8 protein-coding genes and 1 pseudogene are annotated in these 12,394 nt (G+C 56.9%); 3 read left to right on the forward strand and 6 right to left on the reverse strand.

What is annotated here, in order from left to right:
- Positions 1-63: 63 nt before the first annotated feature.
- Positions 64-1,787, reverse strand: a pseudogene (locus AXW79_RS11735) (ABC transporter transmembrane domain-containing protein).
- Between the two features lie 129 nt (positions 1,788-1,916).
- Complete coding sequence (locus AXW79_RS11740; protein WP_005311040.1) at positions 1,917-4,730, reverse strand: response regulator; 2,814 nt, start codon at positions 4,728-4,730, stop codon at positions 1,917-1,919.
- Positions 4,731-4,871: 141 nt separating this feature from the next.
- Here AXW79_RS11740 and trxC point away from each other — a divergent pair, with 141 nt between their 5' ends.
- Both trxC and AXW79_RS11750 read left to right on the forward strand, forming a co-directional pair.
- Positions 4,872-5,300 (forward strand): thioredoxin TrxC, encoded by a 429-nt coding sequence (gene trxC / locus AXW79_RS11745; RefSeq protein WP_005311038.1) that lies wholly within the window; start codon positions 4,872-4,874, stop codon positions 5,298-5,300.
- Positions 5,301-5,464: 164 nt separating this feature from the next.
- Positions 5,465-6,535: an SLC13 family permease gene (locus tag AXW79_RS11750; protein ID WP_005311036.1), complete on the forward strand. Its 1,071-nt coding sequence runs from the start codon at positions 5,465-5,467 to the stop codon at positions 6,533-6,535.
- 63 nt (positions 6,536-6,598) lie between these two features.
- Here the strand turns inward: AXW79_RS11750 and AXW79_RS11755 are convergent, their stop codons facing one another.
- The 3 genes from AXW79_RS11755 to AXW79_RS11770 all read right to left on the reverse strand — a co-directional run bounded on the left by AXW79_RS11755 (position 6,599) and on the right by AXW79_RS11770 (position 9,870).
- Positions 6,599-9,076, reverse strand: a complete 2,478-nt coding sequence (locus tag AXW79_RS11755) for a glycogen/starch/alpha-glucan phosphorylase (RefSeq protein ID WP_005311034.1) — start codon at positions 9,074-9,076, stop codon at positions 6,599-6,601.
- Between the two features lie 387 nt (positions 9,077-9,463).
- Positions 9,464-9,661: a DUF4250 domain-containing protein gene (locus AXW79_RS11765; RefSeq protein WP_005311031.1), complete on the reverse strand. Its 198-nt coding sequence runs from the start codon at positions 9,659-9,661 to the stop codon at positions 9,464-9,466.
- A gap of 2 nt (positions 9,662-9,663) precedes the next feature.
- On the reverse strand, positions 9,664-9,870 hold the full coding sequence (locus AXW79_RS11770; protein ID WP_005311029.1) for a hypothetical protein: 207 nt from the start codon (positions 9,868-9,870) through the stop codon (positions 9,664-9,666).
- 23 nt (positions 9,871-9,893) lie between these two features.
- Between AXW79_RS11770 and AXW79_RS11775 the strand changes: the two genes are divergently transcribed.
- The gene (locus AXW79_RS11775; RefSeq protein ID WP_005311027.1) at positions 9,894-10,385 is read left to right on the forward strand and encodes a cell division inhibitor SulA; all 492 of its coding nucleotides are present in this window, start codon (positions 9,894-9,896) and stop codon (positions 10,383-10,385) included.
- 303 nt (positions 10,386-10,688) lie between these two features.
- Here AXW79_RS11775 and AXW79_RS11780 read toward each other — a convergent pair whose 3' ends face one another.
- Positions 10,689-12,212 carry a fumarate hydratase gene (locus AXW79_RS11780; protein ID WP_005311025.1) on the reverse strand — a complete coding sequence of 508 codons (1,524 nt, stop codon included), beginning with the start codon at positions 12,210-12,212 and terminating at the stop codon, positions 10,689-10,691.
- Positions 12,213-12,394: the final 182 nt, after the last annotated feature.

A 12,394-nucleotide genomic window follows, 5' to 3' on the forward strand; every position in this document is an offset into this window, starting at 1 on the left:
ATCTTGTTTCAGACGCGAGTAACGGGCGCAACCAGGCAGTCAGTCGCCATTCAATGGTCGGGTTCACAAACTCTCCTCTACATCTTGTTCCAGTCGCTGGTAACGAACCATGTCTGCATACCAGCCGTTGTGGGCCATCAGGACGCCATGGCGGCCCCGCTCACTGATGTGGCCCTGCTCCAGCACCAGGATTTCGTCGGCCTGCTCCACTGCCGTCATGCGATGACTGACCAGGATCAGCGTGCGTCTATGGGCCTTGAGCGCTTGCAGTATCTGCTGCTCGGTATGAGCATCCACCGCCGACAAGGCATCATCCAGCACCAAGATAGGCGCCGCCAACAGCAGGGCGCGGGCAATGGAAAGTCGCTGTTTCTGACCACCGGAGAGGGTCACACCCTTCTCCCCCACTTCGGTCTCATAGCCCTTGGGGAAGCGGCAGATGTCATCGTGCACACAGGCGATGCGCGCCACCCGCTCTATCTCCTCCTGGCTGGCATCGGGCCTGCCGAGGGCGATGTTGGCCGCTATGGTGGTGGAGAACAAAAACGGCTCCTGGGGCACATAGGCAAACTGGCCGCGCAGATCGCCAAGGGCCAGCTGCGCTATGGGCACTGCGCCCATGGTGAGCTCACCAAACGTGGGATTGGCAAGGCGCATCAACAGCTTGAGCAGCGAGCTCTTGCCAGCCCCGGTGCGCCCGACGATCCCCAGCATGCCACCGCTGTGGAGGGTGAAGTCGATATTGCGCAGCAAGGTGCGCTGCTCCAGCTGATAGCTCACCCCCTTGGCCTGGAGCGGGAAGGGAGAGACAAACACCGCCGGCTCCATCGGATCTTCGATGTCGCTGCGCTCGGCCAGCATGCTCTCGATGCGTGAATAGGCGGCGCTGCCCCGCTCTATGATGTTAAACAGCCAGGCGATGGCAAACATGGGCCAGATGAGCTGACCCAGATACATGGTGAAACTGGTGAGCTCCCCCAGCGTCAGCTCGTCACGCACCACCAGCACGCTGCCACCGGGTAGGAGCACCCGATACAGAGGTAGATGACAGGATCGAACTTGGCATCGATGCGTGCCACCGCCATGTTGCACGCCCCCGCCTGTCGGGTCAGTTCGGCAAAGCCCTTGTCTTCCAGGGATTCAACCGCATAAGACTTGAGCACCCGCACGCCAGAGAGCGCCTCCTGGGTCTTGTTGTTGAGACGGGAGAAGGCCCCCTGCGCCGCCTTGAACTCCTTGTAGATCTGGGTGCCGAAGCGGTTCATGAAGAATGCCATCACAGGCAGGGGCAGCAGGGAGAGCAGGGTCAGCTGCCAGGAGTACTGGCTGCACATGATGGAGAGCACCAGCACCCCGACTATGATGGAGTCCACCAGGGTCAGCACCCCTTCCCCGGCTGTCATCTCCACCGCCTGGATATCGTTGGTGGCGTGAGCCATCAAATCGCCGGTGCGGTGGCGCTGGTAAAAATCGGGGCTCATGCGGGTGAAGTGGCTGAACAGTCGGTTGCGCAGCACATAGGCAAGCCGGTAGGAGGCACCAAACAACATGACCCGCCATACGTAGCGCAGCAGATAAATGAGCAGACCGAGCACAAACAGCCCCGCCAGATAGCCCATCAGGGTGTCGTTGTCGAGAGAACCTTTGGCGATGCCATCCACCACCCAACCCACCACTTTGGGCGGGATCACGGTCAACAGTGCCACCATCATCAGCAAGGAGATGGCGATCAGATAACGCCGCCACTGCTCCTTGAAGAACCAGCCCAGCCTTGAGAATACACTCACGTAGATGTCCTTTGTCGCGGCCAGCCCAAGGCTGCCGCCCGTCACGGGGAAACGTAATGCAATCGCCCCCAGAAGGGGGCGATACGAGAGGGTCATGATAGCCTGAAGTGGCTGGCTTGAGAATTATTGCTATTTGTTTCCCTGAAATAAGCGATCATCTCGCTGCCCCACGGGGCTGTATGGTGATTCATGCTGCTCTCCGGTCAGCAGAAAGTGAGACACCTCCTCCCGGGTCTGGCTGAATACCTGTTGCAGCTGCTCCAGATCCGGCTCGGTCAACTCCTCTTGCTGGCGCAGTCGCCACTCCAAATCACCGGCCATGATCTGCAGGCGAGCAGCGGAGATATTGGCTGACACCCCCTTCAGGGTATGCAACAGACGACAGGCCACTTCGGGTTGCTGGCGACGCAAGGCGGAGCGGATCTCCCACAGATCATCCTTGTGCTCGGACATGAACAGCTTGAACAGGATCTGCAGCGCCTCCTTGTCTTGCTCCAGCCGTTTGAGGGCATCTTCCAGATCCAGTACTCCCATCAGATCAGGGGGTTTCACCTCCAGCGGGATCCGGCGCTCGCCGCTGGCGCTCTTCACCCACTGCAACAGGTTGTTGTAGAGATCCAGCTTGCTGACCGGCTTGGTGACATAGCCGTTCATGCCGACACCGAGGCAACGCTCCCTGTCACCGGGCATGGCGCTGGCAGTCAGCGCTATGATGGGCACGTCATGCTTGTCGACCATCTTGCGGATCTGGCGGGTCGCATCCAACCCATCGAGTACCGGCATCTGCAAATCCATCAGGATGACGTCAAAAGGCTGCTCGGCTACCCGTTCGACCGCCTCGCGCCCGTTACCTACCACGGTTACCACGGCATCGATCCGGCGCAGATACTCGATGATGAGTTGCTGGTTGACTCTGTTGTCCTCCGTCAGCAAGACCCGGACACCTTGCAGCAGCTCACGAAAGTGCTGCTGATCGCCCTGGGCTTCGGCCTGGCGGACCTGATGATCATGGGAGCTGCCATTGAGCAGCTCATCCACCTTGGCCAGCAGGGAATTCTCGGTCATGGGCTTGGGCAGAAAGTGGGTCAGGCCCATGCTCTCCATCCGCCCGTGCAGTCCCTCCTTGGCCCAGGCACTGGTCATCAGAATAGGCAGTCGCCGCCACTGGCTGTGCTGGTACATTTCGAGGGCCAGATCCAGGCCATCCTCCTGCCCCATGCGCCAGTCCAGAATGGCCAGCCGGATATTCTGCCCCTCTTCCCGCAATAACTGACGCGCCCGGGAGAGGCTGTTGACAGCCACGACCCGGACACCGGCCCGGCCGAGAATATCCTTGGCCAGGTCCAGCACCAGCTCATTGTCATCCATCACCAGAATGAGCGGCTGATGCTCGAAAAAGACCCGGCGGCCCGATACCCCGTACACCGCCTTGATCATGGGGATCTCGAACTGGAACACAGAGCCGGACCCCGGCTTGCTCTGCACAGTGATCCGCCCGCCCATCAGTTCGACCAGACGCTGGGAGATATTGAGGCCAAGACCTGAGCCACCATATTTGCGGGTGTTGCCCGCCTCCAGCTGGGTGAAAGGCTGGAACAGCTGGTCCTGCTTATCCTCGGCGATGCCAATCCCGGTATCCCGCACGCTGAAACGCACCCGCATGGGATGCTGGTTGACCAGGGTGATGGCCACTTCCACCTCGCCCCGCTCGGTAAACTTGATGGCGTTGTTGACCAGATTGACCAGTACCTGGCCCAGGCGCAGCGGATCGCCGCGCAGGAAATCGGGCACGGCCGGGGACTTGTTGATGATGACCTCGACCTGCTTGCGCTCGGCCAGATCGGCAAACATGCCGGCGAGCGAATCTATCTGCTCGCTCAAGTCAAAATCGATCTCTTCCAGGGTCAGCTTGCCGGACTCCACCTTGGTCAGATCCAGAATGTCGTTGATAAGCAGCAGCAAGGTATCTGACGAAGACTTGATCTTGCTGAGGTAATCCCGCTGCTGCTGATCCAGCTCGGTTTGCAGCGCCAAGGAACTGAAACCTATGATGGCATTCATGGGAGTGCGGATCTCGTGGCTCATGTTGGCCAGAAAATCGCTTTTTGCCTGCGCCAGCAAGCCGGTCTGGCGTGACAGCTCGCTCAACTTCTGGTTGCGACGCCACAGGGTCACCGCCACCAGCGCGAAGCAGACCATTGCACCCGCGAGCACCATCAGGTAGAAACGGCTCTTGAGGGAGGAGGCTTGCTCCATTTTGCTTTGTTTCCAGACCGACAAGCCATCCAGCTCATGCATGTCGATAACCTGGTTGCGCAACACATGGTAATCCACCACCTGACGGCTGACGTCCTCGCTCAACTGGGCAAGCCCGGCCACCTGGGGATACTCGGGATAGGCAGTCTTGAGTCGTTGCTGCAGCGCTTGCAGTTGCCGTTGCTCACCCCTGTCCCAGCTGCGCTTGAGGTAGTGGCTGAGCTGCGCCAGTTCGACCAGATCAATGGCCAGCGCAGAGCTGGCAGGCAGGGTTGCCAGCAAGGCATTGAGCTGCTTCTGAAAAGGCTGCTCTATATACTGGATAGCCATCTCCATGGAGTAGAGCTTGGCCAAGTCCAGCAGGTAGCTGTCGATATCGTGCAGCAGGGATTGGGAGTTGGGACTATCGGCCGTATCCGGATCGTTGCGCACCTGGCGCACGAAGCTGTCCAGGTTGCTCGACAACTGGTTGAGGCGCTGCTGTACATTGCCATCATTGGCTTTCTCGCGCCCCAGCAGATAAATAGTGTCGGTATTGACCCGATTGAGGATCAATTCCGCTGCCACACTCAGCTCGGAGGCCTTGTGTTGCTGGCTGAGCAGTTGCCAGCAATAGCCGGCAAACGCCAGCAGCGCGACGATGATCAGGCTCAGGACAACACGATTGACCCGTGTCACATTATTCATCCCGTCTCGATTCTCATGTCATGACCGTGTATCCGCTAACGGACCACTGGCTGTGAAAAATAACTGACTGCTATGTTACCGTTACTCTGCCCTGTCAGTGCAATAAAGATGTTGCAGGGCTTATGCTTACAGGAATCAATTATGTCATTTATCACTACCTATTGTAGTCATTGCTTCACCAGAAACCGCCTGCCCGCCGAAAAAATGGATTCAAACGCGAAATGTGGTCGTTGCAAGTCCTCGCTTTTTGGTATCACACCTGTCATCGGCCGTGAGGATCAATTCGATATTCTTATCCAATCCGATCTTCCGGTCGTGGTGGACTTCTGGGCCAGCTGGTGCGGACCATGCCTACAATTTTCACCAATTTTTCAACAGGTTGCCAGCGAACTTAAGCCCCACTTCCGCTTTGTCAAAGTCGACACGGAACAACAAGCTGCCATCGCAGCCCGTTACGCCATCCGCAGCATTCCCACCCTGATGATATTCAAACAGGGCAAGATGGTGGCACAACGCAGCGGCTCTCTGCCCAAAAGCCTGTTCAAGGAGTGGGTTGCCTCTGTGGCATAGCTTCAATTGATAAATAATTATTTAATTTTTGTTTTTCAAGTGTTTCGCGCTGCTTTGAGTCTGTGAGTCCCGGCATGATTTGACGACTTCCCCCTGTTTCAAACAGGGGAATAATTGTAATCTCGGCAACACAACAACAACCATAAATTAACCGAGAGAACACTATGCACACATCGGCTGTACCCTCTACTACCCCATCTCGCTGGCTGGACATCAAATCCGGGATTGTCATCCTGGATGTGCTGTTGCTCTGTGCCATGCTGGCCTGGCTGCCGTTTGATCCCATGGTCAACAAAGGGCTGGGGATCCTGGTCTTCATCGCCATTCTCTGGCTTACCGAAGCCCTGCACGTCACCATCACGGCCCTGCTGGTACCTCTGCTGGCCACAGTGCTCGGGGTGCTTGACATGAGCAAATCCCTCACCGATTTTGCCAATCCTATTCTGTTCCTGTTTTTTGGTGGTTTCGCCCTCGCAGCCGCCCTCTCCAAACAGGGATTGGATACCCTGATGGCGGGCAAGGTGATGCACCTGGCCAACGGTCATCTGGGCTGGGGGATAATATTGCTGTTTACCATCACGGCGGCCATGTCCATGTGGATCAGCAATACCGCCACCACCGCCATGATGCTGCCACTGGCCATCGGTATGCTGGCACGGCTCGACAGCAAGAAGGAACGGGCCACCTTCGTCTTCGTACTGTTGGGTATCGCCTATAGCGCCAGCATTGGTGGCATAGGCACCCTGGTCGGCAGTCCACCCAATGCCATCGCTGCCGCCCAGATGGGGATTGGCTTCACCGACTGGATGAAGTTTGGTGTGCCTGTGGTGCTGATCCTGATGCCTTGCGGCATTGCCCTGCTCTATCTGGTGACCCGTCCGCAGCTCAACCACAGAGTGGAGATCCAGGATGTCACCATCATCTTGTTGATGCTGGCGGCATTCGTGGTATTCCTGACCGAACTGGTCTCCAACACCGCCACCGCAGCCCTGCTCATCCCGCTGTTTGCCGGGGTGGCTGAAGCGCTGGGCGTATCCCCCATCGTCATGGCGGTGCTGATCGCCATAGGTGCCTCCTGCGCTTTCATGCTGCCGGTCGCCACCCCACCCAATGCCATCGTCTTCGCCAGCGGTCATATCCGCCAGAAAGAGATGATGAAAGCCGGTATGGCACTGAACGTCGTGTTCACAGTGCTGCTGGCAGGGCTTGCCTACTTTGTCGGGGACATTCTCTGATCCCCAAATGCCCTGAAACAAAAAGCCCTCGCATTGCGAGGGCTTTTTCATATCAAGAGGTTATCAACCTTGTACGTTGCAGCTCGTCAGATTCCAGATCCGATCCACGTAGTCCTGGATGGAACGGTCCGAGTTGAACTTGCCCATGGTAGCCGAGTTGATGATGGCCTTCTTCGCCCACAGCGCCGGATCCCGGTACCAGGTATCGATGAGCTTGTGCGCATCGGAGTAGGAAGCAAAATCGGCCAGGGTCAGGTAGGGATCACCCCCTTCCAACAAGGAGCGCTTGATGGAGGCCAGCTCGCCCGGACGGCCCGGCGTGAAGTAGTCGGTGTCGAACCAATCCAGCACGGCCTTGAGCTCTGAGTTGGCATAGTAGAAGTCGTACGGGTTGTAGCCGCGCGCCTTCAGAGACTTCACCTCATCCACGTTCAGACCGAAGATGGCGCAGTTTTCGGCACCCGCCTCTTCCGCGATCTCGATGTTGGCCCCATCCAGTGTCCCTATGGTGATGGCGCCGTTCAGTGCCATCTTCATGTTGCCGGTACCGGAGGCTTCGTAACCTGCAGTGGAGATCTGCTCGGAGACATCGGCCGCCGGGATCAGCTTCTCGGCCAGACTCACGCGGTAGTTCGGCATGAACACCACTTTCAGCTTGCCCTGGATGCGAGCATCGTTGTTGACCCGTTCCGCCAGCTTGTTGATGGCGTAGATGATGTCCTTGGCCAGCTTGTAACCGGGCGCCGCCTTGGAGCCGAAGATGAACACGCGCGGGTGCATGTCATAGTCAGGATTCGCCAGCAGACGACGGTAGAGCGCCATGATATGGATGAGGTTCAGCTGTTGGCGCTTGTACTCGTGCAGACGCTTGATCTGGACGTCGAAGATCGCCTCGGCACTCACATCGATGCCGGTTTCGGCCTTGATGACCTTGACCAGTTTCTCCTTGTTATGACGCTTGATGGTCATGAACTGCTGCTGGAATGCCTTGTCGTCGGCAAACTTGGTGACGGCGCGCAGCTTGTCGAGCTGCAGCGGCCACTCTTTGCCCACCACTTCGTTATAGAGCTCGGCCAGCTCCGGGTTGCAGGCCAACAGCCAGCGACGGGGCGTCACGCCGTTGGTGACGTTGCACATCTTCTCTGGCCACAGCTCGGCGAACTCGGGGAAGAGATCCTCTTTCACCAGCTTGGAGTGGATCTCGGCCACGCCGTTCACCTTGGACGAACCGATCACGCACAGGTTGCCCATGCGCACCTTGCGTACATCCCCTTCTTCAATGATGGAGAGTTTGGCCTTGATGGCATCGTTGCCTGGCCACTTGGGTTCGACCAGATCGCTCAGGAAGCGGGCGTTGATCTCGTAAATGACTTCCAGGTGACGGGGCAGCACCTTCTCAAACAGGCTGACGGACCACTTCTCCAGCGCTTCCGGCAACAGTGTGTGGTTGGTGTAGGAGAAGACCCGATAGCAGATGGCCCAGGCGGCATCCCAGTTCAAGTCTTCCTCATCCACCAGCACCCGCATCAGCTCGGGGATAGCCACGGTCGGGTGAGTATCGTTGAGCTGAATGGCAATTTGCGCGGCAAAATTGCTGAAGTCGCTGCCATGCACCCGCTTGTAGCGGCGCATGATGTCCTTGATGGAGCAGGCACAGAAGAAGTACTGCTGGATCAGGCGCAGCTCTTTACCCGCATCTGTTTCATCATTCGGGTAGAGCACCTTGGAGATGGTTTCGGCCTGGGCTTTTTCAGCCTGGGAATCGATGTAACCACCGGCATTGAACACGTCCCAGTCGAAAAACTCGGAGGCGCGGGATTCCCACAGGCGCAGGATATTGACGGTGTGACCGCCAAAGCCCACCACAGGGATATCCCAAGGCACCCCTTTGATCTTGCGACCTGCGTGCCATACCTTCTTCAGGCCACCCTTGTCGCCGAACACGGTTTCCACATAGCCGTAGAGCGGGATCTCCTGCACGGATTCCGGGCGGCAGATCTCCCAGGGATTGCCATATTCACGCCAGGAGTCCGGGCGTTCGATCTGGCGACCATCCTTAATCTCCTGACGGAACAGGCCGTGCTCGTAATGGATGCCATAACCGACAGCCGGGTAATTCAGGGTGGCAAGGGAGTCGATGAAGCAGGCAGCCAGGCGACCAAGGCCACCGTTGCCGAGCGCCATGTCCGGCTCTTGTTCACACAAATCGGTCAGTTCCAGACCGAGTTCACCCAACGCCTCTTCACACACTTTGTACAGGGAGAGGTTGTGCAGGTTGTTGGAGGTCAAACGCCCCATCAGAAATTCAGCAGAGAGATAATGAATCGCACGAGTATCTTTCTTGAAATGAGTCTGCTGAGTACGGGTCAGGCGCTCGTACACCTGTTCGTTGACGGCGGCTGCGGTCGCTTTCCACCACGCTTCTGGCGAGGCTTTCTGTTCGCTTGTGCCCAAGGTAGAACGCAGGTGACGCACGATACTCGCCTTGAGCTGATCTTTATCCAGTTGGAGATCCTGGTCTGTCTTCTTCTTGGTAGCCATAAACCATTTCCTTCGTTACAGAATAATAAAATTGTTATCCCATCAGGGACCGGTGCTGTTGTTATCTCAGAATATGTTCCGGCGTGGGCATACTAGCTAAAGCCGATGGTTTAAAAGTTAACGCAAGTCACACTTTAACGTATAAAAATGACAGTTCAAGCTTGAAAACCCTTTCCTGAAACTTATTAATCAGGAACATTCATTTCATTTAAAATCAGCCACTTAACAAATAAATGCAAATATAAATCCGTGAATAGGTTTTCAATCATTGCCAAGTACTGAAAATCCATGAAAATAGCTGAAAATTCAGCGCACATTGAAAACGATTTCAATGTGCGCTGTTCATAAAGCATGATTGGCTCCCCGATGATGACGATCGACTCCCCTTCAACCATGGGCCTTGAACTGATTGCTCATGGGGTCGTAGTGATAGCCTATCTGCATTAACCGGGTCGCCAGTTGATCCTCCGTCATGTCGTAATAAGCCAGTAGTTCCTCCAGGCCATCACACTCCAACCGCAACTTTTCATTGATGATCCCGAGCAGGATATTGGCATCCAGCCGTTGCAAGGTACTGACGTCCATCTTCATCTCTCCTCTTCATCCAGATACTGTATAACCATGGGCGCCACCTCCCTCTTTGTCCATAGCCTAAAAAACAAGCACCCCGGTAAAAATAAAATATCTTTTACAATCAATAATATGAGTTCATCCCCTGCCAGCTTGATCACATTTTTGGCCATAAATGGCTTGTCACTGACCTGAGTTGCAACTACTGCATACACATACAGCATGGTTATCCATACAGGACAAACATATGAGCCAGCCCATGAGTCACCTCCCTTTCGCCGCGTCTGTCAGCATGAGCAATCCCTGGCCAACCCGCCATCAAAGCAAGGTGGAAGAAGCGTGCCACACCGCACCTGCCAGCGATGAGCGACCATTGCTCGACGAGCTGGTGAGACTGAGCCATGGTGACACGGGCTGGATCCTGCTGATTGCCCCGCCAGGCCTGCCAGTGGCCAAACAGCTGCAGGCTCAGGGGATCAACCCCGCTCGGGTGCTGGTGGTTCACAGTCCCAAGATCAAGAACTGGCAGCTAATGCTGGAGCAGAGTCTGGGCAATGGTCACTGCGCAGCCGTCTTGACCTGGCTGCCTGCACAGGTTTCGCTGGATCGCGTCAAGCTGAGCAAACTGGGGCAACGCTTCGGGGTGCTGACCCGTTTTTTCGAGCCTGCAGGAAAACTACTGCCCGTGCACAGCGGCCCGCTGGCCTACGGCGGACAGGATGTCTATCTCAACCACTGATGGTCCAGAACAGCCTGGAGACTCGAAATCGCCGTGAAGAAATGGAACAAGGGGAGAAGGGATCAGGCAAGAGCGCCAGAAAAGAGCAATAGAAGAGTGACCAAGCAGAAGTGACCCGTCTGGTCTGTGCACCTGAGCCAGTACCAACGCCAACCTGCGGGACGATAAAAAAGGCGACCCTAAGGTCGCCTTTTTACGCGGTCACCCAATGTCACAGACGGCCTGGTCGTTTGCTCGTGCCACCCCACAGGAATGATACGAGTATCCTTGGCCCTGGTTCGACACGACGAGACGACACGACAATCAGGAGAGCTTGCCATCCAGCTCGGCAATCTTGGCCGACCAGTAGGCCGGGCCTGTCTCGTGGATATTGTTGCCTTGAGAATCAACAGCCACCGTCACTGGCATATCCTCCACCTCGAACTCGTAGATGGCTTCCATACCCAAGTCGGCAAAAGCCACCACCCGCGACTTCTTGATCGCCTTGGCGACCAGGTAGGCTGCGCCCCCTACGGCCATCAGATAAACGGCTTTGTGCTGCTTGATACTCTCGACTGTTTTGGGGCCACGCTCGGACTTGCCGATCATGCCGATGAGGCCGGTTTCCCCCAGCATCATGTCGGTGAACTTGTCCATTCGGGTGGAAGTCGTGGGGCCAGCAGGGCCAACCACTTCGTCACGAACCGCATCGACCGGACCAACGTAATAGATAAAACGGTTGGTGAAATCTACCCCTTCCGGCAGACCCTCGCCATTTTTCAACATGTCGGCAATGCGCTTGTGGGCAGCATCGCGACCGGTAAGGATCTTGCCGGAGAGGAGTACTGTGTCGCCGCTCTTCCAGCTTGCAAGCTCCGCCTTGGTGATACCGTCAACATTGACACGGCGCACATTGGCCCCGGCTTCGCGGGTGATCTCCGGCCAATCGGCCAGTTTCGGCGGGGTCAACTCGGCAGGCCCCGAGCCATCCAGCTCGAAGTGGACATGGCGGGTGGCCGCACAGTTGGGGATCATCACCACCGGCTTGGAAGCGGCATGGGTCGGGGCACTCTTGACCTTCACGTCCAGCACTGTGGTGAGGCCGCCCAGACCCTGAGCACCGATCCCGAGCTTGTTAACCTTGTCATAGAGTTCGACCCGCAGCTTCTCTTCGGTGGTCTTGGGACCACGGGCGATCAGCTCCTGAATGTCGATGTGCTCCATCAAGGCTTCCTTGGCCAGCACGGCCGCCTTCTCGGCGGTGCCACCAATGCCGATGCCCAGCATACCGGGCGGGCACCAGCCGGCGCCCATGGTCGGCACTGTTTTCAGTACCCACTCGACGACATCGTCGGATGGGTTGAGCATCACCATCTTGGATTTGTTCTCGGAGCCGCCGCCCTTGGCCGCTATGCTCACTTCCACCTTGTTGCCCGGGATCATGTCGATATGCACGACAGCAGGGGCGTTATCCTTGGTGTTCTTGCGGCTGCCAGCCGGGTCGGCCAGCACGGAGGCGCGCAGCGGGTTGTCCGGATTGGTGTAGGCGCGGCGCGTCCCCTCATCCACCATCTCCTGCACCGTCATATCGCTGTCCCACTGCACCTGCATGCCTATCTTGACGAAGCAGGTAACGATACCGGTATCTTGGCACAGGGGACGATGCCCTTCGGCTGACATGCGGGAGTTGATCAGGATCTGGGCCAGGGCATCCTTGGCGGCCGGGTTGACCTCACGGTCATAGGCAGCCTTGGCAGCATGGACGAAATCAAGGGGGTGATAGTAGGAGATGTACTGCAGGGCGTCGGCGACGGAATCGATAAAATCCTGTTTTTTAATGATGCTCATATCATCCTCACTGGTCCTTGTCTCCGTCGTGGTGGCAGAGCAAGGGCTTCCATATGAGCCGTGCTTCGGTGTCATAATGTCAGGCGGTATGCCTGTCGGCCCGATAGACAACGGCGTGTTTGTTCTAAAAATTCCGATGCCTATGATACGCTTGCCCCCCCATACCGGCTAGGGAGCAGGGT

The organism is Aeromonas salmonicida subsp. salmonicida (assembly GCF_001643305.1).
In the GTDB taxonomy this organism is placed as follows: Bacteria; Pseudomonadota; Gammaproteobacteria; order Enterobacterales; family Aeromonadaceae; genus Aeromonas; species Aeromonas salmonicida.

Coding starts and splice junctions, on each gene's coding strand:
- AXW79_RS11740 (WP_005311040.1), bottom strand. CDS start 4,730: ATGAATAATGTGACACGGGTCAATCGTGTTGTCCTGAGCCTGATCATC.
- trxC (WP_005311038.1), top strand. CDS start 4,872: ATGTCATTTATCACTACCTATTGTAGTCATTGCTTCACCAGAAACCGC.
- AXW79_RS11750 (WP_005311036.1), top strand. CDS start 5,465: ATGCACACATCGGCTGTACCCTCTACTACCCCATCTCGCTGGCTGGAC.
- AXW79_RS11755 (WP_005311034.1), bottom strand. CDS start 9,076: ATGGCTACCAAGAAGAAGACAGACCAGGATCTCCAACTGGATAAAGAT.
- AXW79_RS11765 (WP_005311031.1), bottom strand. CDS start 9,661: ATGGACGTCAGTACCTTGCAACGGCTGGATGCCAATATCCTGCTCGGG.
- AXW79_RS11770 (WP_005311029.1), bottom strand. CDS start 9,870: ATGCTGTATGTGTATGCAGTAGTTGCAACTCAGGTCAGTGACAAGCCA.
- AXW79_RS11775 (WP_005311027.1), top strand. CDS start 9,894: ATGAGCCAGCCCATGAGTCACCTCCCTTTCGCCGCGTCTGTCAGCATG.
- AXW79_RS11780 (WP_005311025.1), bottom strand. CDS start 12,212: ATGAGCATCATTAAAAAACAGGATTTTATCGATTCCGTCGCCGACGCC.